Origin of the sequence: Kitasatospora kazusensis (assembly GCF_039529945.1) — a bacterium.
In the GTDB taxonomy this organism is placed as follows: domain Bacteria; phylum Actinomycetota; class Actinomycetes; order Streptomycetales; family Streptomycetaceae; genus Kitasatospora; species Kitasatospora kazusensis.
Genome location: NZ_BAAANT010000011.1, coordinates 174,882 through 196,860 on the forward strand (window position 1 = coordinate 174,882; position 21,979 = coordinate 196,860).

Below are 21,979 nucleotides of genomic sequence, written 5' to 3' on the forward strand. Positions count from 1 at the left end.
CCGGGCCCGGCCGGGGACGCTGATCGGTTCGGCAGCCGCCGGATACTCCGTCAGTTCGCCGTTCCGGCGGGGGCCGTCCGCGTCGGCGGCAGCTCGCCCGCCCGGGGCGGATCGGCGCCGGGGACGGCGCAGGTGAGCGCGGCTACCCGGGCGGCGTACCCGCAGGCGGCCTCCACCGCCGCCGTGGTGAGTGAGTCGAGCCGCCCGCCGAGCAGACCGGCGGCGCCGAGGTGGTGCAGCAGCCCGGCGGTGAACGCGTCCCCCGCGCCGACGGTGTCGGCGACCTCGACCCGCAGCGCGGGGACGGTGATCCGTACGCCGTCGAGCGAGGCGAGCGCGCCGTCCGCGCCGAGGGTGACCACCACCAGCCGGACGCCGGCCCGGTGCCACTGGTCGCAGGCCTGCTCCGGGGAAGTGCCGGGGAGCAGCACGGCGAGGTCGTCGGCGGACAGCCGGAGCACGTCCGCGAGTGCGCACCAGCGGGCGAGCCGGTCGCGGTAGCGGGCGGGGGCGACCAGCAGCGGGCGGACGTTCGGGTCGATCGAGACGGTGGCCCGGTCGACGGCCCGCGCCAGGAACTCCTCGACGGCCGCCGCGCCCGGCTCGCGGACGAGGGCGAGCGAGCCGGTGTGCACGCAGTCGGTGTCCGTCAGCGGTACGCCGGCCAGCTCGGCCGGGTCCCACTGCCAGTCGGCGGCGGCCTCGGCGTGGAAGGAGTAGGCCGCCTCGCCGTGCGGCGAGAGCTCGGCGACGGCGAGGGTGCTGGGCTCGGCGGCGCGGACGCTGTGGGTGAGGTCCACCCCGGCGGAGGCCAGCCGCTCGCGGAACAGCCGCCCGAACACGTCGTCGGAGAACCGGCCCAGGAAGCGCGTCGGCGTCCCCAGTCGGGCCAGCGCGACGGCGGTGTTGGCCGGACCGCCGCCGGCCTGCACCCGCAGTGTCAGCCCGTCGGCGGCGGCGTGCGGGGGTTCGACGAACGCGTCGGCGACGGACTCGCCGAGGACGGTGATCCGGTGGGCGGTCACGGTGGGGTCTCCCCGGTCGGTGGGTCGTCGGCTGTCCCGACACAGGGTACGGCTCGGGCGGCCTGCGGCCCGCCCGAGCCCCTGGGTGGGCCCTACTTGAACGGGTGCATGGGTGCGGCGCCGTCACTCCCGGTTTCGCGCAGTTCCCCGCGCCCCTGGGTGGGCCCCGGACTGTGGGCCCTGACTGTCGGGTTCAGCGGTGGGCTTCGCCCTGGGCGGCTTCGACGGTGCGGTGGAGTTCGGTGGTGGCGTGCAGGGCGGTCGAGCCGGCCAGGGCGAGGCACGCGGCCAGGGCCAGGGCGGCGGCCGTGCGGGCCGGGGCGGCGCGGCGCGGTGAGGGGGGCGGGGCGAGCAGGGCCGCGACTCGGCGGGGGACGGGGCCGGTGTGGGCGGCGGGGGCGAGCCCGGGGCGGTGCGGCCGGGGAGCCCGCGCAGCGGCCAACGCGGCGCGCCCGACCGCGCGGGCGGTGAGGGCGCGGTCGCCGGTGGCGCGGGCGGCGTTCTCGTCGGCCCAGCGTTCGAGGTGGTAGCCGAGGGGGGTGCGCAGTCCGCGCAGGGCGGGGTGCAGGACGGCGGTGTACTCGGCGAGGGCGAGGAAGACGTGGTGCCGGGCGGTCAGGTGGGCCCGTTCGTGGGCGAGCAGCGCCGCGCGCTCCGGGCCGTCGAGGGCCCGCAGCATCCCGGTGGTGACCACGATCCGTCCGGGCTGCCAGGGCAGGCCCGGCAGGGCGAAGGCCTCGGCCCGCTCGTCCTCCAGGACGGTGAGCTGTCCGGCCGCCGCCGCGCGGGCGGCCGTGGCCCGCGCGCGGCGCAGGTCGGCGTACTGCCGGTGGGCGGCGCGCAGGGCCAGCCCGGTGACGGCGAGCAGGCCGAGGGCGGCGGCGCCCGCGGTCCAGGGGGAGCCGTCGGGCAGCCAGTGCGGCGAGAGGTGGCCGAGGGCGGCCACCGGCGGGAGCCGGAGCAGCCCGGCCAGGGTGAGCAGGGCGAGCGAGACGGCGGTGGCACCGCCGAGGGCCGCGGCGGTGCCGGCCAGTACCCAGGAGGCGGTGCGCGGGGCGAGCGCCTCGGCGAGGCGGCGGGCCAGCGGGGCGGCGAGGAAGGGGAGGAGCAGTGGTGCCCAGACGGTGAAGGTCACGAGGCTTCCCCCAGGAGTTCGCGGAGCAGCCGCTCGTCGTCGTCGGAGAGGTCGGAGACGAAGCGGGCGAGCACCGTCGAGCGGTCCTCCCCGCTCTCCAGTTCGCTGCGCATCCGGCGGGCGGCCAGCCCGGCCTGGTCCTCGACGGTCGGGGTGTAGGCGAAGCCCCGGCCGGCCTTGGTGCGTCCGACCGTCCCCTTGTCGTGCAGCCGGGCCAGGATGGTGGCGATGGTGGTCCGCGCGAGGCCGTCGCCGAGTGCGGTCTGCACGTCCTGCGGGGTCAGCGGTGTGCGGGCGGCCCAGAGCGCGGCCAGCACCTGGGCTTCGAGTTCCCCCGCGTGGCGGCGGGCCTGCGGCAGTTCCGGCATGTCGACGCACCCTCCCTCTATCGTCTACAGTCCCGTAGACCGTCTACATCACTGTAGACGGTCGAGGCGGGCCCGGTGGGGCCGCCTCCAAAGTACGGGAGGTCCGCCAACCTTGCTCCAGTCATCCACCCTGCTCTCGGTGAACGTGCTCGACGCCTCGTCCCTGCTCGCCGCGTTCGGCGCGCTCGGGGTCGCCGTGATCATGTTCGCGGAGACCGGCCTGCTGGTCGGGTTCTTCCTGCCCGGCGACTCGCTGCTGTTCACCGCCGGCCTGCTCTGTGTCCCCGGCGCCACCTCAGGGCCGCAGCTCCAGCTGGCCCAGGTGATCCCCGCCGCCCTGGCGGGCGCGCTCATCGGCGCCCAGGTCGGCTACGTCATCGGCCGCCGCGGCGGCCGGGCGCTGCTCGCCCGGTCCGGCAACAAGAGCCTGCACAAGGGCGCCGAGCGGGCCGAGGAGCTGCTGGCGAAGTACGGCCACGGCAAGGCGATCGTGCTGGCCCGCTTCATCCCGGTGGTGCGTACGGTGCTCAACCCGCTGGCCGGCGTGCTGGACGTGCCGGTCCGGACGTTCACGCTCTGGCAGGTGGTCGGCGGCACGGTCTGGACGGTCGGCGTGGTGCTCGCCGGTTACGGCCTGGGCTCGTCGGTGCCCAATATCGACCATTACCTGCTACCTATCATCGGTCTGGTAGTAGTTGTCTCCGTGATCCCCATTGTTCTCGAACTGCTCAAGGCCCGCCGCAACGGTGGTGGCGCCCAGTGAGCCCGGTACTTCTCGCGTACGACGGCAGCGGAATCGACGGCGGCCTGTACACCCGGGTCATCGGCTGGGCCCACAGCGCCCCGGACTGGCTCGACCAGCTGATCAGGATCTGGTCGGACCTCGGCCTCGGCCTGTTCGCGGTCTTCATGCTGTACGCCTGGTGGCAGGCGCGCCGCGCCGACTCGGTGGTGCTGGCCCGGGTGCTGGCCGCGCCGGTGATCGTGGTCGCCGCCTACGCGGCCAACTCGGTGCTGAAGAGCCTGGTCACCGAGGTCCGGCCGTGCCAGCAGCTGCCCGGCAGCATCACCGTGGAGACCTGCCCGGCCGCCGGTGACTGGTCCTTCCCGAGCAACCACTCGGTGATCGCCTTCGCCGCCGCGACCGCGCTGCTGTTCGCGTACCGCAGGCTCGGCTGGGCCGCGATGGTCGCGGCCGCGCTGATGGCCGCCTCGCGGGTCTGGATCGGCGTGCACTACCCCCACGACGTGGTGGTCGGCGCGCTGGTCGGCGTCCTGGTGGCCGTCCCGCTCGCGCTGCTGGCGGGCAGGGCGGCGCCGCTGGTGGACCGGCTGCGCGGCGGTCCGCTGGCCGCGCTGCTGGGCGCGGGCCCGGCGTCCGTGCCGGAGCTGCGCGGCCGCTGATCCGGGCTGGGCCGGGACGGTCCCTTGTGCGGCCTGCCGCGCGGGGAGAGCATGTGAGCCGGACGAGGGAACTCCCCCGTCCGGCTCTGCCGTTGTCGCACCGCCTGCGGAGGGACGCCTCATGCCGTACCGCCTCGACATCACTCAGGGAGACTGGCCCGCCGAGGAGTTCGCGAAGGGGGTCGAGGGCATCCTGGCCGAGAGCATGGTGCTGACCCTCGCCACCGCCGGGCCCGAACTCGGCCCGCACGCCAACCTCGCGTTCTTCGCGTACGACGGCGATCTCGTCCTCTACTTCGTCAGCGAGCGCTCGACCCGGCACAGCCTGCACCTCGCCGAGGAGGCCCGGGCCGCCGCCACCGTCTTCCTGCCGCCGCCGGTCTTCGGCGAGCAGCTGCGCGGGGTGCAGCTGACCGGCAGCGCCGGTGTGGCCTGGGGCCGGCAGGCGGAGGCGGCGCTGGCCGCGTACCAGGGCCGGTACCCGGCCTTCGCCCGGGACCCGGAGGTCCGGGAGCAGTTCCTCACCGGCGGCGGGGCGGCGGCGCTGTACCGGTTCCAGGTCGAGGAGCTGACGGCCGTGGACGAACCGCACTTCGGCCGGCGCAACTACCTGCGGGCCCGGGTGGTCAGATAGCGGCCGGGCCGGCTGGACAACGGGGGTCAGGTTGTACATACAACTTTTGACAGGCGGTTAATCTCCAGGATGCCGCTCGGACGCCTTGCCGACACCTGGGCGTCCGAGCCTGTCCGCATGAGAGTCATCGTCGTAGGAGCAGGCGTGCTCGGCACCATGCACGCCTGGCAGGCCGTCGAACGCGGCCACGAGGTCGTCCACCTGGAGCGCGAGACCGAGGCGCGCGGCGCCTCGGTGCGCAACTTCGGCCTGGTCTGGGTCAGCGGCCGGGCCGGTGGCGAGGAACTCGCCACCGCGCAGCGGGCCCGCGAGCTGTGGGAGGGGATCGGCAGCCGCGTCCCCGGGCTGTACTTCCGGGCCAACGGCTCGCTCACCGTCGTCCGCACCGAGGCCGAACTCGCCGTCGCCGAGCAGGCGCTGACCCGGCCCGACGCCGCCGAGCGCGGCTACCGGCTGCTGGACGCCGCCGAGACCCGGGCCCTGAACCCCGCGCTGCGCGGCGACTTCCTCGGGGCGCTCGCCTGCTCCCGGGACGCCGCCGTCGAGCCCCGGCTCGCCCAGCCCGCGCTGCGCGCGGCGCTGGAGGCCTCCGGCCGCTACACCTTCGTCCCCGGGCGCGAGGTCCGCGAGGTGATCGGCGAGAACGCCGTCCGCGACGACCACGGCCAGCTGCACCAGGGCGACCTGGTGGTGCTCTGCACCGGCGCCTGGCTCGGCGGCCTGGTCCGCGAGCTGGCGCCCGAACTGCCGGTCCGCAAGGTCCGGTTGCAGATGATGCAGACCGACCCGCTGGGCGAGCCGCTCACCACCTCGGTCGCCGACGGCGACAGCTTCCGCTACTACCCCGCCTTCGCCGGGACGGCGCTGGACTCGCTCCGGGAGAACCAGCCGCAGCCGCCGGTCGCCGCCGAGCACAAGATGCAGCTGCTGATGGTCCAGCGCCAGGACGGCGGCCTGACCATCGGCGACACCCACGAGTACGAGCACCCGTTCGCCTTCGACGTGGACGAGGACCCGTACGAGCACCTGGCCGGCGTCGCCGAGGAGCTGCTCGGCCGCCCGCTGCCCCGGATCCGCCGCCGCTGGGCCGGCGTGTACGCCCAGACCGTCGACACCACCCGGGTCGTCCACCGCGAGCAGGTCCGGGACGGCGTCTGGCTGGTCACCGGGCCCGGCGGCCGCGGCATGACCTGCTCCCCGGCGATCGCCGAGACCACCGCCCGACTCCTGAACCTCTAGGGACACCCGCAATGACTACTGACATCCGCCTGGTCGTGCTGGACATGGCCGGTACCACCGTCGCCGACGACGGCCTGGTCGAGCGCGCCTTCCAGGCCGCCGCCGACGCGCTCGGCGTCGAGGCCGGCAGCGCCGAGCACCAGCGCATGCTGGAGCACGTCCGCCTCACCATGGGCGAGTCCAAGATCACCGTCTTCCGCCACCTGTTCGGCACCGAGGAGCGTGCCCAGCTCGCCAACGCCGCCTTCGAGGGCGCGTACCACGACCTGGTCGACGGCGGCCTCTGCGCCCCGCTGCCCGGCGCCGCCGAGGCCATCGAGGGGCTGCGCTCCTCGGGCCGCAAGGTCGTCCTCACCACCGGCTTCTCGCGGGCCACCCAGGACCGGATCCTGAACGCCCTCGGCTGGCAGGACATCGCCGACCTGACGCTCTGCCCGGCCGACGCCGGCCGCGGCCGCCCGTACCCGGACATGGTGCTCGCCGCGCTGCTGCGCACGCAGACCGACTCCGTCCGGCAGATCGCGGTGGCCGGTGACACCGGCTACGACATGCTCACCGGCACCCGGTCCGGCGCGAGCGTGGTCGCGGGCGTGCTCACCGGCGCCCACGCCGAGGAGCGCCTGCGGGCGGACGGCGCCACCCACGTCCTCGCCTCGATCGCCGACCTGCCGGGCGTGCTCGGGCTCTGACCCGGCCGCCCGCCCGGCCGGATGCACCGTGCCCCGGCCGGTCCGCAGCAGCGGACCGGCCGGGGCTCTTCCGTGCACCCGCCTCCGGGTCAGTGCACGGTGCCCGCATAGCGCTGGAGGAAGCGGGTGCCCGTGCTCGCCGTCACCGTGACGATCAAGGCGGGCGGTCAGGGGGCGCCGGGGAGGACAAAACCTCGGGTGGGACCGGTTCTGCCGGGAATACCGGTGGTGGCCGCCCGGACTTCGTCCGTGATGTCCAGCCGGGTGAGGGGATCGGTCCCGTCGTACACCCGCCATTCCCCCTCAGGGTGGTCCGGGTCCTGCGGGGCGGCAACCCCTCGCAGACCCCGGCGGCGAAGTGCGCTCGCCACCTGCTCGGCTTCGTCCTCGCCCATCCGTCCCGCCCTTTCGTGTTGGGTGAGGCTCAGGCTAGCGGGGTCACATGCCCCTGCTCGCACCATCGCCGCCACCGGCACCGCCGGAGCAGTGAGATGCGCACCCTCCCGGGTTGATCGGTCCGCACCCGCCGGGCACGGGTGTGTGGGAGCACTGCGCGGCCACCGTCACCAGGGCGCGGGTCGGGCCGGTCCACAACTCGTGGTCGGGCCTGTACCCGGCCTCCTCGATCAAGGCAACGGTCCGGGTGAGGGCCGCCTCGTCGTGGCGCTCCGGGTCGGGACGCTCCGGGTAGTGGTGGACGAAACCGCCCAGCCGGCTGAACAGTTCGGCGTACGTGCGGGTGTGCAGGATGAGCGCGTGCCAACCCTCGTCCACGACGTTGGACGGGGTGATCCGCACCTGGGGGAACGTGCGGGCGGTGACGACGAACTTGAGCGCTTCGGTCACGATGCGCTCAGCCATGTCTGCCGCCATGCCGGGGTTGTTGTCCAGGACGGTGAAGACCACGCCGTCGAACTGGGCAGGGTTGAGCAGGCCGTGGGCGTCGGGACAGGTGTCGCCCTGCGGGTGTTCGGTCGGTGTGCTCATACTGGTGACTCCTCACATCGTGGCGGACCGGACCACCCATCGGTGTCCGGGCTCTCGGTGCTGCGGAGCCCGCTCCGGCCGGCTGCCTGCCAGGGATGACGGCCGGAGCGGGAGTCATGGGGAAGTGCGGTTGACCTGTGTCAGAGCGAGCAGCCATGGCCGGCGCTGATCACGACGGCTCCTTCTCGGGGATCATCAGCCACGGCACCTCGGCGACGTGCGCGAAGCTGCGGTGGTCCTGGTGCTCCCGGAGGTGTTCGAACGGCCAGCGCTGCGCTTCCTGGAAGTCCGCGGCCACGGGCCCTTCCGCGCCGCACGATCTGCCGTCTTCCTCCTCCCCGAGGCAGCGGAACATGTGCCGGGTCGGCGGCGCGTCAGGCGCGTTGTCGTGACGGATGGTCCAGTTCAGAAACCGGTACCGCTTGCGAATGGCCAAAGGTGCGCCTTTCCTCGTTCGCTGGAGCCCCACGGGCCGTCCCTGTGCCCACCACGGGACCGGCGGGGCAGCCCAGTCCGAGCCCGTCGAACGCCTCCGCGAATCCCCCGGGCCGAACGCCAGGGCTGCATGCGGGTCCATCAGTCTTCCTGCCGGGCGCAGTTGGCGCAGGTGCAGGGCGGCCAGCCGACTGGCAGGCGTGCACTCACGCGGTGGCTCAGCTCGGAGTCGTACTCTTCCTGCGGGTTACTCCCCGCAAGCTGCCTGCGCTGCTCGGCCTTCCAGTCGTCGTACGTCATTGCCAAGGCCGTTCACCTCCGGTCACCGCATCGCTCGGATTGCCGACCCCCTGATGGTGTCCCGTCCAACCGAACCAGTGCGACGACGGGAAGGCGTCTTTCGGGTGTCCTGGCAAGGTGTCATTTAGGTGTCGTTGGAAGACGTTTGGACATACCTTGGAGTCATGACGACGCCTAACGAGACGTTGCGGGCCGTACGGCTTGGCCTGCGTCTGAGTCAGGATGAGTTCGCGAAGCGCCTGCGCGCGGTGGGCACGGAGCAAGGGGAGCCCAACGAAGCGAGCAAGCGGCTTGTCCAGCGCTGGGAATCGGGGGAGGTGCGGGTCCCTCGGCCGGTGTACGTTCGTGCTCTTGAGGCGGCCACGAAGCTCCCTGTCGACCGCCTCGGGTTCGATTCAGCACAGCTACCGTCCGGGGTCACCCGCGACGGCACAGGAGGGTACGACATGGCCAGCAGTGAGCCGGGAGTCCCGGTGCAGGCGGCACCCGCGCCAGTGGGCGAGGACTACTCCGGGGTATGGCTGAGCCGGTACGAGTTCTACAGCAGCAGCCGGGACGGGACGTTCACGGGGCTGCACCACGTCATCCTGACGCAGCACGGGAATCGCATCACGGGTCAGTCTTTGCCCGGTGCTTCGTCCAACCCTGACTCCCCGCTCTCACTCGACCTGACGTCGGACCGCAACATCGTGACCGGGACTTGGGTCGAACAGACAGCACAGGACGGCTACTACCAGGGCGCCAGGTACCACGGGGCCATTCAGCTTCTGGTTGATCCCACTGGACGGCGGATGTCTGGGAAGTGGGTGGGCTTCGGCAAGGAATTCGACGTGAATACAGGCCCGTGGGAGCTTCGCCTGTTGGACAAGTCGACAGCCGTTGACGTCATCGCGAAGTACAGCACCGCTCCAGTGGAGTAGCCGGCGGCTCGTAAATGCAGAAGGGCCCCGTACCCACCCCGACAGGGGAAGGCATGGGGCCGTTGTGGTCGCGCCGAGTACTACAGCCGGCAAGGACGTCCAGCAGGTGCGGCACAGCCTTGCTGCCGAACAGAACGTCGCCGTCCGTGTCCTCCCCCCGAGGGCAAGCGGCCGGATGTGGTCCACGTCCAGCGCGGACGGCAGGACTCCAGCGCGCACCGTGTGCACATCGCCCACCCGGCCGGGCAGGTGCGCGGTGCAGGGGCCGCCGGTCGGTGCCGAGGTGTCCAGCGTCCTGTCCGCCGCACCTGCGCTGGTACGACTGAGTCGAGTTGGCTGTACAACTGACCCAATTCACGCTTGATGCGGCGGACTTCACATGAACGCGGGATGGCCTGCGGCCGGGGCCGGCGAGAACGTCAGTGACTCGTCCGCAGGTTGAGGACGACCACGCCGACGATCACCAGCGCGATGCCGATCCACTGGAGCCGGCCGAGCTGCTCGCCGAACGCCAGCACGCCGATCCCGGCGACGGCCGCCGTGCCCGCCCCCGACCAGACCGCGTACGCGATCGAGACCGGGATGTGCTTCAGCGCCCGGCCGAGCAGCAGGAAGGAGAGCGCGTAGCCCACCCCCACGCCGAGGCTCGGCCAGAGCCGGCTGAAGCCGTCGGTCAGCTTGAGGCAACTGGTCGCGCAGACCTCACTGGTGATGGCCAGGGCGAGCAGCAGGTACGGCATCAGGCCTGCTGCCGCGCGGCGGTGAGCCCGCTGAGGAAGGCCAGGTCGGCCTGGACCAGGCTCTCCAGCAGGGTGATCCGCTCGGCGGCGGCGATCGGCACGGTCGAGGGCACGGCCAGGACGGCGCAGCCCGCCGCGTGCGCGGAGGCGACGCCGGTCGGGGTGTCCTCGACGGCCACGCAGTCGGCCGGCGCGAACCCGAGGCGGGCGGCGGCGGCCAGGTAGGGGGCCGGGTCGGGCTTGGTGAGCTCGGTGTCCTCGGCGGCGAGCGTGGTGGCGAACCACTCGCGGCCCAGGGTGCCGAGCACCAGGTCGACCACCTGACGCGGCGAGGCCGACACCAGGGCGGCGGGCACCCCCGCGTCGCGCAGCTCGGCGAGCAGGGCGAGCGCACCGGGGCGCGGCACGACCTCGGCGGCCACCCGGCTGCTGAACGAGGCGTGCAGCACCCCGGCCAGCTCCGCCTCGGTCCGGGCCGTCCCGCTGACGCGGTGCAGGTGGGCGGCGGTGTGCTCGACGGCCCGGCCGAGGATCTCCGGCATGTCGGCGTCGGTGAGCGTCAGGTCCAGCTCGGCGGCGAGCTCGGCGGTGGCCTCCAGCCAGAGGTGTTCGGTGTCGACGAGGGTGCCGTCCATGTCGAACAGGACGGCCGAGGGGTAGGAAGGCATGGCGGTACCTTTGGTCATCGGGTCAGGCGGTGCGGCGGTCGACCAGCACCGGGCGGTCCGGCAGCGTGAGGTGGGCGGTGCCACCGACGGGCAGCGCGGCGGCGGCCTCGGTCGGCAGGTCGGCCTTGACCTCGGTGCCGTCGGACAGCCGTACGGTCAGCCGGGTGACGCTGCCCAGGAACGAGGCGCCGACGACCAGCGCCTCGCCGCGCTCGGCCGGCGTCAGGCCGACGTTCTCCGGCCGCACCAGAACGTGCAGTTCACCGTCGGCGGGGAGCACGCCGTCGACCGGGAACTGACGGCCGAGGACGGCGACGCCCTGGCCCGAGCGCTCGCACGGGATGCGGCTCATGGTGCCGACGAACTCCGCGACGAACGCGGTGGCCGGGCGGGCGTACAGCTCCTGCGGGGAGGCGCACTGCTCCAGGCGGCCCGCGCGCAGCACGGCGACCCGGTCGGCCATCGAGAGGGCCTCCTCCTGGTCGTGCGTGACGAACAGGGTGGTGATGCCGAGCTCCTGCTGCAGGCGGCGGATCTCGTCCCGGAGGTTGAGCCGGACCTTGGCGTCGAGCGCGGAGAGCGGCTCGTCCAGCAGCAGCACGCGCGGCTGCAGCGCCAGGGCGCGGGCCAGCGCGATGCGCTGCTGCTGGCCGCCGGACATCTGGTGCGGGTAGCGGTCGGCGTGCTGCGGCAGGCCGACCAGCTCCAGCAGCTCCAGCGCGCGCTTGCGGCGCTTGGACTTGTCGGTGCCGCGCATCTTCAGGCCGAAGGAGACGTTGTCGGCGGCGCTCAGGTGCGGGAAGAGGCTGTACGACTGGAACACCATGCCCGCGTCGCGCTTGTGTGCCGGGATCCTGGTGATGTCCTCGCCGTCGACCAGGACCTGGCCCGAGTCGTGCTTCTCGAAGCCGGCCAGGATGCGCAGCGCGGTCGTCTTGCCGCAGCCCGAGGGGCCGAGCAGCGCGAGCAGCTCGCCCGGGTGGACGGTCAGGTCGAGCCCGTCCAGCGCGGTGGTGGCGCCGAACTGGCGGCGCAGCGAACGGAATTCGACGGTCGCGCTGCCGGGGGCGAGGGCCACTCCGGATGCGGGGGCGGTAACCGTGGTCATGGGGGTTCTCCGTGAAGTGCTGAAGATCGCTGAAGATCAGGGACGGGCGGGCTTGCGACCGCGCCGTTCGCGGCCGACGGCCGACAGGGCGAGCAGCAGGACCCAGGCGATCACCAGGCTGAGCACCGAGACGGCGACCGACATCTGGCCGTCGTTCTTGCCCGCCTCGTAGATCCAGACCGAGAAGGGCTGGTAGCCGAGGATCGAGGAGGTGGTGAACTCGCCCAGCACCAGGGCCAGGGTGATGAAGGTGGCGTTCAGCAGCGCGCCGCGCAGGTTCGGCAGCACGACCGTGACGACCGCGCGCGGCCAGCTCGCCCCGCAGTTGCGGGCGGCCTCGACCAGCGTCCGGACGTCCACCCCGCGCAGCCCGGCGTCCAGCGCGCGGTAGGCCAGCGGCAGCGACATCAGCACGTACGCGAGGACCAGGACGACCGGGAAGCTCGGGTTCTGGATCGCGACGATGGTCTGGAAGAACGGGGTGTCGTGCAGGTAGTCCGGCCCCCAGCGCAGCACGCCGATGATGCCGGCGGTGAGCGCGACCACGGGGACGACCAGCGGCAGCGAGCAGACGATCTCGATCACCGTGCGCAGCCGCTGCGAGCCCAGCCGGACCGCGATCAGCGCGGGCACCAGCAGGAGCAGCATCACCACGACGGTGACGGCGGCGAGTTCCAGGGTGAAGGTGAGGCTGTCCAGGAAGCCCGGCGCGCCGAGCAGACCGGTGTACGCCTTGAGCGAGAAGCCGGTGTTGTCGTCGACGCTGAAGATGATCGAGCAGACCATCGGCACCAGGAAGTACGCGCCGGCGATGAGCAGGACGGCCCCCCGGCCCCAACGGATCTTGGACATCAGCTGAGCCATCGGGCACTCCGGCGCTGGAGGGGCAGGTAGACGGCCATCACGATGGCGGCCACCACGATCATGTCGAGACTGAGGGCGAGGGCCACGTTGCCCTGGCCGACCAGCACGTTGCCGGACAGCGCGTCGGCGATGTGCAGGGGGATCAGCGGGATGGAGGCGCCGACCATCGCGGCGGCGGTCGCGTACGCGGCGAAGGCGCTGCCGAAGAGCATCACGTACCCGCCGAGCAGCGAGGGCAGCAGGATCGGCAGTGCGACGTGCCGCCAGTACTGCCAGTTGGTGGCGCCGTTGTTGCTCGCCGCCTCGCGCCACTGCACCCGCAGGCCCTCCAGGGCCGGGGTGATGGTGAGGATCATCAGCGGGATCAGGAAGTACAGGTAGACGATCGTCAGACCGTTGAAGGTGTACAGGCTCCAGCCGTGGCTGGTGAGCTTGAACTGCTTGGTGAGCTCACCGGCGTTGCCGAGGGTGGCGACGAAGGCGAAGGCCAGCGGCACGCCGCCGAAGTTCGCCAGCACGCCGGAGGCGGAGAGCACGGCCTCGCGCATCATCCGGAACCGGGAGGTCACCACGGCCTGGGCGAGCGGCAGTCCGACCAGGACGCCGATCAGCGCGGTGAGCGCCGACAGCTTGATCGAGCCGAGCAGGGCCGTCGAGTAGGCGCCCTGGACCGAGGCGGTCATGTTCGAGGTGGTGAAGGAGCCCGCGCCGGAGGGGGCGTCGGGCGAGAGCGTGAACGCGCCGATGGCGATCGCGATGGCCGGGAGGCCGAAGGCGATCGCGAAGAAGACCAGGAGGGGGAGGGTGGCGAGCCAGGGCCCGCCGGCGGGCCGCAGCCGGCGGCGGGGGGCCGTCCGGTCTGCGAGGGGGTTCTTGGGAGCGGTGCGGGAGCCCCCCGCACCGCCGCCGACGCGAGTGGAATCGCGGTCGGCGGCGGCGGAGGACGGCACCGGGGTGGGAGCCGTGGTCATGATCTCGTTCAGCCCGCGATCGCCGCGGCCCAGCCCTGGGTCACGGCCTTCTTGGCCGCGTCCGTCTGCGCCTGGGTCGGGAAGGTGGTGAACGGCTTGTCGATCGTCGGCAGCTTGGCGACGGAGGCCGCGTCCAGCGTGCCGGCGGTCTTCATGCTGTCGAACAGGGCCGGGGTGGCGTAGCCGGCGAGGAAGCCGTTCTGACCCTCGGCGCTGTAGAGGTACTCCTCCCACAGGCGGGCAGCGGCCGGGTGCGGCGCCCACTTGTTGATGGCCTGGTTGTAGTACTGGGCGTAGCTGCCGTCGGCCGGGATCGTGACCTGCCAGTCGATGCCCTTGGGCTTGAACAGGTCGGTGTAGCCGGCGTTCAGGTAGGACCAGTCGACCGAGATCGGGGTCTCGCCCTTCTCGATGGTCGCCTTGGTGGTCTCGACCGGGTTGAAGTTGCCGGCCTTCTTCAGCTTGCCGAAGAAGTCGATGCCCGGCTGGATGTTGTCCAGCGAGCCACCGTTGGCGAGCGCGGCCGCGTACACGGCGCCGAAGGCGGCACCGGCCTTGGTCGGGTTGCCGTTCAGGCCGACCATGCCCTTGTAGTCGGGCTTCAGCAGGTCCGCGAAGGTCTTCGGGCAGACCGCGACCTTCTTGGCGTCGCAGCCGATCGACATGTAGCCGCCGTAGTCGTTGTACGCGGCGCCGTTCGCGTCCTTCATGGTGGCGGGGATCTTGTCGAACCCGGCGACCTTGTAGGGGGCCAGCAGGCCCTGCGAGGTGGCGCTCAGCGCGAAGGCGGAGCCCAGGTCCACGACGTCGGGCGCGCGGTCCTGGTCCTTGCGGGACGTGATCGCGTTGATCTCGTCCTGGCTGGAGCCGTCCGGGTTCTCGTTCTCGATCTGGATGCCGTACTTGGCGGTGAAGCCGTCCATGATCTTGCCGTAGTTGGCCCAGTCGCGGGGGAGGGTGATGGTGTGCAGCTTCCCCTCCTTCTTCGCGGCGGCGACCAGGGCGTCCATGCCCCCGAAGTCGGCGACCGAGGTGGCGACCTTGGGGTCCTTGGCGCCACCGGCGGCACCGGAGGTCGTCGCGGTCGAGCCGGCGGAGCCGCAGGCGGTGAGGGAGAGCGCGGCGGCGGTCAGCACGGCCGCGAAGGCGGCGGCACGGGCGCGGGGCACGGTCACTGGTCTGTCTCCTGAGTGAGGGGGCGGAGCTGTGGAAGGGCCGAGCGGTGGAAGGTCGAGCTGGTCGAGCTGGTGGAGCTCAGGGCGGAGCGATTTCGAGATGAGGGGGCGTCAGCGGGTTTCCGGCCAAGTTGGCTGTGCAACTTCCCTGACGGGGGTAAGTACGCCGGAGTCCGGTGACGGGAAGGTGAACGGACGCCCCAGACCAGGGGTCGGCTGCGGGAACGGTCGAGGCCGGGCCCGCCCGGGGTGATCTCCAGCGGTTAGAGTCGGCAGTGTCCGCACCGACGCCTGTCGGCACAGGACCCCGGCCCAGGAGGGACTTTGACTGACGTGGCACTGGACCCGGACCGGTCCGTCGGCACGCTCTACCGCAAGGTGGCGGCGGACCTGCGCGAGGCGATCACCTCGGGCTCGTACGGCGAGGCCGGCCGGCTGCCGGCCGAGGGCGCGCTCGCCGAGCGGTACGGGGTCTCCCGGGGCACCGTCCGGCAGGCACTCGCGGTGCTCCGCGCCGACGGCCTGGTCACCTCACGGCGCGGCACCCGACGGGTGGTGCTCGGGAACGCCCGGGTGCAGAGCTTCTCCGAACTGCTCAGCTTCACCCACTGGGCCCGCTCGATGGGCGAGGAGCCCGGCGGCCGCCTGGAGTCCCTCCTCCGGCGCCCCGCCGACGCGGCCGAGCGCGAGCAGCTCCGGCTGGAGCCCGGCGCCGAGGTGTACGTGACGCTGCGCCTGCGCACCCTCTCCGGCACGCCGGTGATGGTCGAGCGCACCGTGTACCCCTCCTGGGTCGGCGAGCTGGTGGCCCAGCTGCCGGCCGACGTGGTCTCGCACACCGAGCCGCTGCGCGAACACGGCATCCTGTTCACCGACGCCGACCACACCATCGACGTGGTCGCCGCCAACGCGGACGACGCCCGCCTCCTCGGCTGCCGCCGGGGCAGCCCGCTGCTCCGCGAGCGCCGCCGCACCACCGACCCCACCGGCATCCCGGTCGAGTGGTCCCAGGACCGCTACCTCCCGGGCACGGTGGCCTTCAGCATCCACAACTCCCTCGCCTCCTCGGCCCTCTCCCGCCACGCCCGGGAAGGCGACTGACCGAGGACCCCGCCCCGCGGTGGTTGCCCGTTCAGGACGGGGTTCCTCCGGGGGCGCGTGGGGGTACCCCCGGCCGAAGGCTGGGGGAGAACTGCGCGACCAGGGCTCTACGAAGGTGCACGGTTGCGCGCGCAGTTCCCCGCGCCCCTGTTGTGGTTGCCCTGAGCTGCACAGTCCCGCGCCCCGCTCGGGTTGCTGTCAGGCGAACACGCGCCAGAGCAACGGCCGGAAGTGCGCGAACGGCGGTGTAGCCGCACCCGCGTCCTTGGCCTGCTCGTCCCAGCGGCGCAGCGCGACCGCGTCGGCCGCGCCGGGCAGTGCCGCGAACGCCGCCGCCTGCTCGGCGTCCATCGGGCCGCCCTGCACCTGGAGGGTGTACTCGGAGGCGGCGGAGAGCCGCTCGCGGTAGCCGGGCTCGGCCGTGCACAGGTAGCGCTTCGCGGCCACGTGCAGCCGGACGGGCTCGGTGACCCCGGGGCCGAACCAGCGGGCCAGCCAGTCGGCGCCGGTGTGGCTGTGCCGGTTGTCCCGGCCCTGCATCAACTCCGTCCCGGTGCCGTCGAAGTGGCCGATGTCGTGCAGCAGGGCCGCCGCGACCAGGTGGTCGGGCGCGCCGGCCGCCTCGGCGAGTGCCCCGGCCTGGAGCATGTGCTGGGCCATCGTGACGGCCTCGCCGAGGTACTCGCCGGCCCCCTCGCCCTCGAAGAGCCCCTCGATCTCGTCGAGGGCGGCCGCCCGCCGGTCGAGCACGGCGAGCGTGCCGGCCAGTGAGTCCAGGTCCGCGTAGCAGCCCTGGAGGTGGCGGCTGCCCTGCTGCTCGAAGGCGGTCCGGGCGTGCAGCAGCCGGACGTTGTCGAAGATCAGGCAGTCGCCGGGGCCGAGGCGGAAGTCCAGCTGGAGCTCCGGCCGCAGCGTGATCGCGGCGAACCGCCGGTACGCGGCGTAGAAGGCGTCCAGCTCGGCGGTGGTGAGGCCCCGGAGCGTACCGATCGAGCGGTTGTTGAACCGGATCTCGCGGATCCGCCCGAGCGCGTCCACGCCGATCAGCGGCTGCTCGGCGCTGAGCTCGGTCGACCGGTCGCGGAAGACGAACGGCACGGGGGTGCGGGTCAGCACCGCGAAGTCGCCGGGCGACTCGGCGCGCAGCAGGGCCGCGGCCCGGAAGCCGTCGACCAGGCCCGAGTCGCCGCCGTCCGACTCGTTGCGCAGGCAGTGCAGCAGCTGGAGGGTGGGTACCGGGTCGCGGTAGGGGTTGTCGGTGTGCGGCGCGATGGCGGCGCTGGTGAACGCCAGGTTGTTCGGGTCGGCCTCGACCCGGACGTCGAACAGCTTGCCGTAGTTGGTCTCCCGGACGTACCCGAAGGTCTCGGCGACCTTCAGCACCTGGCCCTCGGCCTCGGGCACCCCGCGCAGCAGCGCGAACCCGGAGCGCCGCACGGCGCTCAGCACCGCCGCCTGCTCGGCCGGATCCGCCAGGTACGCCGACCACTGCGCCTCGGGGAGGCCGTGCGCGAAGTCCGCGGCCTGCCAGAGCCGCTTGCCCTGTTCGGTCCGGCCGTCGCCCGCGCCGGCCCGGTCGAGCCACTCCAGCGGGTAGCGCGAGCGGTGGCCGTCCGACCAGAGCACCGCCAGCTGCCCGTCGGCCTCGGTGGTCTCGACGGCGGCGAGGTTCTCGGGGAGGTCGGTGATCTGGAACAGCTTCTGCCCGTTGCGCGGGTCGCGGCACCCGTCGCACGGGCAGTTGTCACGCAACCAGTACGGGGAAAGGGACATCGGAGATCCTTCACAGCGCGCGTCTCTTCGCAAAGTTGTACAGACAACTTTGCCTTGGGTACGACTCTGCCGAAGCCCGGCGGGGGCCGGGTGTCGGGCAGGTGAAGCGCAGCCCAACACTTCTCGCGGCGGACCGGGCGGACCGGGCAGACCGGACGAACCAGGCGGACGGGACGCACCGGACGCACCGGACGGACCGGGCCGTCGGCGCTGCCGGGTGGGCGGCGGGCGGCGGGCAGGCCGCCACGGCTCCGCCTGCGGCTCACCGTGCCAGGCGTAGGCTTGACCGGGGTAGCCGGTGTGCGGCCGGGCCCGGGATGTCGGTGATCCTCTGTGACGGTTTTTCTGCTGTCCATCGCCTCGGCGTGCTGCCTCGGGCTGGGGTTCGTGCTCCAGCAGCAGGCGGCGCAGCGGGCGCCGAAGTCCGACATCCTGCACTGGCGGCTGCTGCTCGACCTGGTCCGGATGCCCGAGTGGCTGCTCGGTACCGCGTTCACCACCAGCGGCCTGATCCTCAGCGCCTTCGCCCTGAACAGCGGTGACGTCTCGCTGGTGGAGCCGCTGCTCGCCACCAACCTGCTGTTCGCGATGGCCCTGTCGCGGGTGATCAGCAAGCAGTCCCTGGGCCGGTCGGGCTGGGGCGGGGTGGTGCTGCTGGGGCTCGGTGTGACGGCGTTCATCGTGGCGGGCCGCCCACACGGCGGCGGGCCGGAGGCGGGGCCGCTCCGGTACTGGCTGGTGTTCGGCATCGTGACGGGCCTGGCGCTGCTGATGGTCTCGGCGGCCAAGCGGCTGCCGCTGTTCGAGGAGGCGACCCTGCTCGCGCTCGCGGCCGGTCTGCTCTACGGCCTCCAGGACGCGCTGACCCGGGTCACCACCCAGCGCGTCGACAAGGGCGGGATCGGCCTGGCGCTGGTCAGTTGGCAGCTGTACGTGGTGGTGGCGATCGGGGTGGTGGGCCTGCTGCTGGTGCAGAGCGCCTTCGAGGCGGCGCCGCTCAGGATGTCGCTGCCCGGTCTGACCGCCGCCCAGCCGCTGGCCGGGATCGTCTGCGCGGTCGGCTTCCTGGGGGACCGGTTGCAGGTGACGCCGGGCGCGTTGGCCTGGGAGGCGGCGGGGCTGCTGGCCATCGTGGCGGGTGTGCTGGTGATCGGCCGCCACCCGACCATGCCGGGCGGTACCGGAACCGGCACCGCTCCGGCCGGGCGGCGGGCGGGGTGACCAGCGGTGCCACCCCGGCCGGGCGGCGGGTTCAGCCCGCGAGCGCGTCCGCCCAGGCCAGTTCGGCGGCTTCGGGGCGGTGGTCGGCCCCGGTGGCGTCGGCCAGCGCCGCCAGGACGGCGAGGACGGTCTCCAGCGAGGCGGCCCGGCCGTAGTGGTTGACCCGCAGCATCTCGGCGGCCAGCGCGCCGCCGCCCGCCTGGACGGGGAGCGCCGGGTCGAGCCGGGCGGCCAGTTCGGCGGCGTTCGTGCCCGGCGCGGTACGCAGGGTGGTCGCCACGGGTGCGGCGTCCCGGTCGCGCGGGACGAACGGTGTCAGGGTGCCGAGGTTGCGGACGCCCGCGCGGGTCGCGGCGGCTGCCGCGCGGTGGCGGGCGATGGTGGCCGGGAGGCCGTCCGCCGCGATCCGGTCCAGGCAGGCGCCGAGCGCGAGCATCTCCAACTGCGCGGGGGCGTGCGGCAGCACGGTGCGTCCGGCGTCCGTCCAGCGCTCCTTCCAGTCCAGCAGCGAGAGGTAGGACCGGCGCGGCGCGGCCGGGTTGGCGGCGATCCGGGCCCAGGCGCGTTCGGAGACCGAGACGGCGGAGACCCCGGCCGGCCCGCCCATCGCCTTCTGCCCGCCGATCACGCACAGGTCCACGCCCCACTCGTCGGTGAGCAGCGGTTCGGCGGCCACCGAGGCGACCGCGTCCAGCATCAGCAGCGCGCCGTGCTCCCGCACCACCGCGCCGATCTCGGCGACGGGATTGGTGTTGCCGGTGGCGGCCTCGGCGTGCACCAGCGAGACGAAGTCGATCCCGGGGTGTTCGAGCAGCGCCCGGGCGACCTGCTCCGCCGAGACGGCGCGGTCGAACGGGACGGCCAGGTCGACCACCTCGGCGCCGCAGTCCCGCAGCCAGTTGCCGAAGGTCTGCCCGTACGGCCCGGTGACGATGTTGAGCGCCGTGGAGCCGGGGTGCGCGGCGCCGCGGACGGCGGCCTCCAGCGGCAGCAGCGCCTCGCCCTGCTGGACGATCACGTCGGCGGTGGTGTGCAGCAGGGCCGCCACCTGGTCCTCGATCGCGGCGAACTGCGCTGCGCCGAGCGGCGGGAGGTCGAGGAAGGGGCTCACGGGGGGCTGCCTTTCGGTACGTACGGACACCGTCGCCCAGTCTGCCCCACCCGCCCTGCCGACCGCCCTCGGTAGAGTGCGGGCATGAGCGATGCCGGGGTGCTGCACATCAAGGGGCGGGTGCTGGTCGGGCCCGAGGACGTCCGGGACGAACTGTGGGTGGTCGACGGGCGGGTGACGTTCACCCGGCCCGCCGACGCCGGGGAGGTGCACACCGTCCGGGGGTGGGTGCTGCCCGGCCTGGTGGACGCGCACTGCCACGTCGGCCTGGACGCGCACGGCGCGGTGGACGCCGCGACCAGCGAGAAGCAGGCCGTCACCGACCGTGACGCGGGCACCCTGCTGATCCGCGACGCGGGCTCCGCCGCCGACACCCGCTGGGTGGACGACCGCGAGGACCTGCCCCGGATCATCCGGGCCGGCCGCCACATCGCCCGCACCCGCCGCTACATCCGCGGCTACGCCCACGAGATCGAGCCCGGCGACCTGGCCGCGTACGTCGTCCAGGAGGCCCGGCGCGGCGACGGCTGGGTCAAGCTGGTCGGTGACTGGATCGACCGCGAGCGCGGCGACCTCGCCGCCTGCTGGCCGGGCGACGCGCTGCGTGAGGCGATCGCCGCCGCGCACGCCGAGGGCGCGCGGGTCACGGCGCACTGCTTCGCCGCCGAGTCGCTGCCCGACCTGCTCGCCGCCGGGATCGACTGCGTGGAGCACGCGACCGGGCTGACCGAGGAGCTGATCCCGCAGTTCGCCGAGCGCGGGGTGGCGATCGTGCCGACCCTGGTCAACATCGCGACCTTCCCCGGGCTGGCCGACGGCGGCCAGGACAAGTTCCCGGCCTGGTCGGCGCACATGCGCCGGCTGCACGAGCGCCGCTACGACACCGTGGGCGCGGCGTACGACGCGGGCATCCCGGTGTTCGTCGGCACGGACGCGGGCGGCTCGCTCGCGCACGGGCTGGTCGCCGACGAGGTCGCCGAACTGGTGAAGGCCGGGCTGCCGGCCGCCGCCGCGCTCTCGGCGGCGAGCTGGGGAGCCCGCGAGTGGCTCGGCCGCGAGGGCCTCACCGAGGGAGCCCCCGCCGACCTGGTGGTGTACGCCGAGGACCCGCGCGCCGACGTCCGGGTGCTGGCCGACCCGCAGTTGGTGGTGCTGCGAGGGCGGATCGTGGCCTGAGGCTGGGCCGATAGGGTGGTGCACATGGCACCGCGACCACTGAACGAGATCGTCGAACCCGGCTGGGCGAAGGCCCTGGAGCCCGTCACCGGACAGGTGGCCGCGATGGGCGACTTCCTGCGCGGCGAGCTGGCCGCAGGACGTACCTACCTGCCCGCCGGGCCCGACGTCCTGCGCGCCTTCCAGCAGCCCTTCGAGTCGGTACGGGTACTGATCATGGGTCAGGACCCGTACCCGACCCCCGGCCACGCCGTCGGGCTGAGCTTCTCGGTGGCGCCGCAGGTGCGGCCGATCCCGGGCAGCCTGATCAACATCTACCGGGAGTACGGGCAGGACCTCGGCTTCCCGCCACCCGCCAACGGCGACCTCACGCCGTGGACGCAGCAGGGGGTGCTGCTGCTCAACCGGGCCCTGACCACCGCGCCCGGCAAGCCGGCGGCGCACCGCGGCAAGGGCTGGGAGGAGGTCACCGAGCAGGCGATCAAGGCGCTGGTCGCCCGCGGCGGCCCGCTGGTGGCGATCCTCTGGGGCCGCGACGCCCGCAACCTGCGCCCGCTGCTCGGCCAGGTACCGGCGATCGAGTCGGCACACCCGAGCCCGATGTCGGCGGACCGCGGCTTCTTCGGCTCCCGGCCCTTCAGCCGCGCGAACGAGCTGCTGGCCGGGCAGGGCGCGCAGCCGGTGGACTGGCGGCTGTCCTGACGACACGCTCGCCCTGATCCGGAGCCGGCAGCCGGGGCATTCCGGCTGTCTCCGGGGCCTCCTGATTCGGCACGCCGAAAAGCGGCGGGGACTGGAAACGGGGCATCAGCCACTGCGCCAGTCCCCGACCCTGCTCAGCTTGTTGTTTAACCTCGCAGGTCACTCGACCTGCTGATCTGCGGTTCTTCCGGGGACAGCACAGGCGGCCGTTCTCCACGCTTCGAGATGTCGAG

The 21,979-nt window shown here is 73.1% G+C and carries 24 protein-coding genes; 10 read left to right on the plus strand and 14 right to left on the minus strand.

The annotated features are described in order from the left end of the window. Positions 1 to 50: 50 nt before the first annotated feature. From ABD330_RS12605 to ABD330_RS12615, 3 genes are all read right to left on the minus strand, one after another. On the minus strand, positions 51 to 1,025 hold the full coding sequence (locus ABD330_RS12605; RefSeq protein ID WP_344464097.1) for a carbohydrate kinase family protein: 975 nt from the start codon (positions 1,023 to 1,025) through the stop codon (positions 51 to 53). Between the two features lie 193 nt (positions 1,026 to 1,218). Continuing rightward, positions 1,219 to 2,160 carry a M56 family metallopeptidase gene (locus ABD330_RS12610; protein ID WP_344464099.1) on the minus strand — a complete coding sequence of 314 codons (942 nt, stop codon included), beginning with the start codon at positions 2,158 to 2,160 and terminating at the stop codon, positions 1,219 to 1,221. Continuing rightward, a complete protein-coding gene (locus ABD330_RS12615; RefSeq protein ID WP_344464101.1) occupies positions 2,157 to 2,528 on the minus strand; it encodes a BlaI/MecI/CopY family transcriptional regulator in 372 nt (123 codons plus the stop codon). The genes ABD330_RS12610 and ABD330_RS12615 overlap by 4 nt, the downstream gene beginning before the upstream one ends. A 112-nt stretch (positions 2,529 to 2,640) precedes the next feature. Between ABD330_RS12615 and ABD330_RS12620 the strand changes: the two genes are divergently transcribed. From ABD330_RS12620 to ABD330_RS12640, 5 genes are all read left to right on the plus strand, one after another. Beyond that, positions 2,641 to 3,291 carry a DedA family protein gene (locus tag ABD330_RS12620; protein WP_344464103.1) on the plus strand — a complete coding sequence of 217 codons (651 nt, stop codon included), beginning with the start codon at positions 2,641 to 2,643 and terminating at the stop codon, positions 3,289 to 3,291. After that, positions 3,288 to 3,932 (plus strand): phosphatase PAP2 family protein, encoded by a 645-nt coding sequence (locus ABD330_RS12625; RefSeq protein ID WP_344464105.1) that lies wholly within the window; start codon positions 3,288 to 3,290, stop codon positions 3,930 to 3,932. Before ABD330_RS12620 ends, ABD330_RS12625 begins: the two co-directional genes overlap by 4 nt. Positions 3,933 to 4,053: 121 nt before the next feature. Continuing rightward, entirely contained in the window at positions 4,054 to 4,566 is a 513-nt protein-coding gene (locus ABD330_RS12630; protein WP_344464107.1) for a pyridoxamine 5'-phosphate oxidase family protein, read from the plus strand. 117 nt (positions 4,567 to 4,683) lie between these two features. Then, on the plus strand, positions 4,684 to 5,805 hold the full coding sequence (locus tag ABD330_RS12635; protein ID WP_344464109.1) for a TIGR03364 family FAD-dependent oxidoreductase: 1,122 nt from the start codon (positions 4,684 to 4,686) through the stop codon (positions 5,803 to 5,805). Positions 5,806 to 5,816: 11 nt separating this feature from the next. Then, complete coding sequence (locus ABD330_RS12640) at positions 5,817 to 6,494, plus strand: phosphonatase-like hydrolase (RefSeq protein WP_344464111.1); 678 nt, start codon at positions 5,817 to 5,819, stop codon at positions 6,492 to 6,494. A 438-nt stretch (positions 6,495 to 6,932) separates the two neighbouring features. On the opposite strand, the gene ABD330_RS12645 is transcribed toward ABD330_RS12640, so the two are convergent. The 3 genes from ABD330_RS12645 to ABD330_RS12655 form a co-directional block, all read right to left on the minus strand. Further along, positions 6,933 to 7,481: a glycine-rich domain-containing protein gene (locus tag ABD330_RS12645; protein ID WP_344464113.1), complete on the minus strand. Its 549-nt coding sequence runs from the start codon at positions 7,479 to 7,481 to the stop codon at positions 6,933 to 6,935. Positions 7,482 to 7,650: 169 nt separating this feature from the next. Beyond that, positions 7,651 to 7,917: a DUF7848 domain-containing protein gene (locus ABD330_RS12650; RefSeq protein ID WP_344464115.1), complete on the minus strand. Its 267-nt coding sequence runs from the start codon at positions 7,915 to 7,917 to the stop codon at positions 7,651 to 7,653. 140 nt (positions 7,918 to 8,057) lie between these two features. Continuing rightward, positions 8,058 to 8,216 carry a hypothetical protein gene (locus ABD330_RS12655; protein ID WP_344464117.1) on the minus strand — a complete coding sequence of 53 codons (159 nt, stop codon included), beginning with the start codon at positions 8,214 to 8,216 and terminating at the stop codon, positions 8,058 to 8,060. A gap of 164 nt (positions 8,217 to 8,380) precedes the next feature. Here ABD330_RS12655 and ABD330_RS12660 point away from each other — a divergent pair, with 164 nt between their 5' ends. Beyond that, positions 8,381 to 9,136: a helix-turn-helix domain-containing protein gene (locus ABD330_RS12660; RefSeq protein ID WP_344464119.1), complete on the plus strand. Its 756-nt coding sequence runs from the start codon at positions 8,381 to 8,383 to the stop codon at positions 9,134 to 9,136. Between the two features lie 419 nt (positions 9,137 to 9,555). On the opposite strand, the gene ABD330_RS12665 is transcribed toward ABD330_RS12660, so the two are convergent. From ABD330_RS12665 to ABD330_RS12690, 6 genes are read right to left on the minus strand one after another with little or no spacing between them, the layout of a single operon-like run. After that, entirely contained in the window at positions 9,556 to 9,876 is a 321-nt protein-coding gene (locus ABD330_RS12665; RefSeq protein ID WP_344464121.1) for a DMT family transporter, read from the minus strand. After that, positions 9,876 to 10,544 carry an HAD family hydrolase gene (locus tag ABD330_RS12670; RefSeq protein ID WP_344464123.1) on the minus strand — a complete coding sequence of 223 codons (669 nt, stop codon included), beginning with the start codon at positions 10,542 to 10,544 and terminating at the stop codon, positions 9,876 to 9,878. The genes ABD330_RS12665 and ABD330_RS12670 overlap by 1 nt, the downstream gene beginning before the upstream one ends. Positions 10,545 to 10,566: 22 nt before the next feature. Then, a complete protein-coding gene (locus ABD330_RS12675; protein WP_344464125.1) occupies positions 10,567 to 11,652 on the minus strand; it encodes an ABC transporter ATP-binding protein in 1,086 nt (361 codons plus the stop codon). A gap of 36 nt (positions 11,653 to 11,688) precedes the next feature. Then, on the minus strand, positions 11,689 to 12,516 hold the full coding sequence (locus ABD330_RS12680) for an ABC transporter permease (RefSeq protein ID WP_344464127.1): 828 nt from the start codon (positions 12,514 to 12,516) through the stop codon (positions 11,689 to 11,691). Then, positions 12,504 to 13,487: an ABC transporter permease gene (locus ABD330_RS12685; protein WP_344464129.1), complete on the minus strand. Its 984-nt coding sequence runs from the start codon at positions 13,485 to 13,487 to the stop codon at positions 12,504 to 12,506. The genes ABD330_RS12680 and ABD330_RS12685 overlap by 13 nt, the downstream gene beginning before the upstream one ends. A gap of 8 nt (positions 13,488 to 13,495) precedes the next feature. Further along, entirely contained in the window at positions 13,496 to 14,662 is a 1,167-nt protein-coding gene (locus ABD330_RS12690; RefSeq protein ID WP_344464131.1) for an ABC transporter substrate-binding protein, read from the minus strand. A gap of 333 nt (positions 14,663 to 14,995) precedes the next feature. Between ABD330_RS12690 and ABD330_RS12695 the strand changes: the two genes are divergently transcribed. After that, positions 14,996 to 15,763 carry a GntR family transcriptional regulator gene (locus ABD330_RS12695; RefSeq protein ID WP_344464167.1) on the plus strand — a complete coding sequence of 256 codons (768 nt, stop codon included), beginning with the start codon at positions 14,996 to 14,998 and terminating at the stop codon, positions 15,761 to 15,763. Between the two features lie 198 nt (positions 15,764 to 15,961). Here ABD330_RS12695 and tmpA read toward each other — a convergent pair whose 3' ends face one another. Beyond that, positions 15,962 to 17,536 (minus strand): 2-trimethylaminoethylphosphonate dioxygenase, encoded by a 1,575-nt coding sequence (tmpA, locus tag ABD330_RS12700; RefSeq protein WP_344464133.1) that lies wholly within the window; start codon positions 17,534 to 17,536, stop codon positions 15,962 to 15,964. A gap of 333 nt (positions 17,537 to 17,869) precedes the next feature. Here tmpA and ABD330_RS12705 point away from each other — a divergent pair, with 333 nt between their 5' ends. Next, the gene (locus tag ABD330_RS12705; RefSeq protein ID WP_344464135.1) at positions 17,870 to 18,757 is read left to right on the plus strand and encodes a DMT family transporter; all 888 of its coding nucleotides are present in this window, start codon (positions 17,870 to 17,872) and stop codon (positions 18,755 to 18,757) included. 31 nt (positions 18,758 to 18,788) lie between these two features. Here the strand turns inward: ABD330_RS12705 and ABD330_RS12710 are convergent, their stop codons facing one another. Next, positions 18,789 to 19,868: a pyridoxal-phosphate-dependent aminotransferase family protein gene (locus tag ABD330_RS12710; protein WP_344464137.1), complete on the minus strand. Its 1,080-nt coding sequence runs from the start codon at positions 19,866 to 19,868 to the stop codon at positions 18,789 to 18,791. Between the two features lie 84 nt (positions 19,869 to 19,952). On the opposite strand from ABD330_RS12710, the gene ABD330_RS12715 reads away from it, so the two are divergent. Together ABD330_RS12715 and ABD330_RS12720 are read left to right on the plus strand one after the other, a co-directional pair. Next, complete coding sequence (locus tag ABD330_RS12715; protein ID WP_344464139.1) at positions 19,953 to 21,044, plus strand: amidohydrolase family protein; 1,092 nt, start codon at positions 19,953 to 19,955, stop codon at positions 21,042 to 21,044. A gap of 24 nt (positions 21,045 to 21,068) precedes the next feature. Continuing rightward, positions 21,069 to 21,746, plus strand: a complete 678-nt coding sequence (locus ABD330_RS12720) for a uracil-DNA glycosylase (RefSeq protein ID WP_344464141.1) — start codon at positions 21,069 to 21,071, stop codon at positions 21,744 to 21,746. The last annotated feature ends 233 nt before the right edge of the window (positions 21,747 to 21,979 follow it).

What these genes read in the sequence shown, in the direction of transcription:
- ABD330_RS12680 (WP_344464127.1), bottom strand. Translation starts at nt 12,516, where the DNA reads ATGGCTCAGCTGATGTCCAAGATCCGTTGGGGCCGGGGGGCCGTCCTG.
- ABD330_RS12615 (WP_344464101.1), bottom strand. Translation starts at nt 2,528, where the DNA reads ATGCCGGAACTGCCGCAGGCCCGCCGCCACGCGGGGGAACTCGAAGCC.
- ABD330_RS12660 (WP_344464119.1), top strand. Translation starts at nt 8,381, where the DNA reads ATGACGACGCCTAACGAGACGTTGCGGGCCGTACGGCTTGGCCTGCGT.
- ABD330_RS12640 (WP_344464111.1), top strand. Translation starts at nt 5,817, where the DNA reads ATGACTACTGACATCCGCCTGGTCGTGCTGGACATGGCCGGTACCACC.
- ABD330_RS12670 (WP_344464123.1), bottom strand. Translation starts at nt 10,544, where the DNA reads ATGCCTTCCTACCCCTCGGCCGTCCTGTTCGACATGGACGGCACCCTC.
- ABD330_RS12720 (WP_344464141.1), top strand. Translation starts at nt 21,069, where the DNA reads ATGGCACCGCGACCACTGAACGAGATCGTCGAACCCGGCTGGGCGAAG.
- ABD330_RS12645 (WP_344464113.1), bottom strand. Translation starts at nt 7,481, where the DNA reads ATGAGCACACCGACCGAACACCCGCAGGGCGACACCTGTCCCGACGCC.
- ABD330_RS12665 (WP_344464121.1), bottom strand. Translation starts at nt 9,876, where the DNA reads ATGCCGTACCTGCTGCTCGCCCTGGCCATCACCAGTGAGGTCTGCGCG.
- ABD330_RS12675 (WP_344464125.1), bottom strand. Translation starts at nt 11,652, where the DNA reads ATGACCACGGTTACCGCCCCCGCATCCGGAGTGGCCCTCGCCCCCGGC.
- ABD330_RS12635 (WP_344464109.1), top strand. Translation starts at nt 4,684, where the DNA reads ATGAGAGTCATCGTCGTAGGAGCAGGCGTGCTCGGCACCATGCACGCC.
- ABD330_RS12630 (WP_344464107.1), top strand. Translation starts at nt 4,054, where the DNA reads ATGCCGTACCGCCTCGACATCACTCAGGGAGACTGGCCCGCCGAGGAG.
- ABD330_RS12655 (WP_344464117.1), bottom strand. Translation starts at nt 8,216, where the DNA reads ATGACGTACGACGACTGGAAGGCCGAGCAGCGCAGGCAGCTTGCGGGG.
- ABD330_RS12685 (WP_344464129.1), bottom strand. Translation starts at nt 13,487, where the DNA reads ATGACCACGGCTCCCACCCCGGTGCCGTCCTCCGCCGCCGCCGACCGC.
- ABD330_RS12715 (WP_344464139.1), top strand. Translation starts at nt 19,953, where the DNA reads ATGAGCGATGCCGGGGTGCTGCACATCAAGGGGCGGGTGCTGGTCGGG.
- tmpA (WP_344464133.1), bottom strand. Translation starts at nt 17,536, where the DNA reads ATGTCCCTTTCCCCGTACTGGTTGCGTGACAACTGCCCGTGCGACGGG.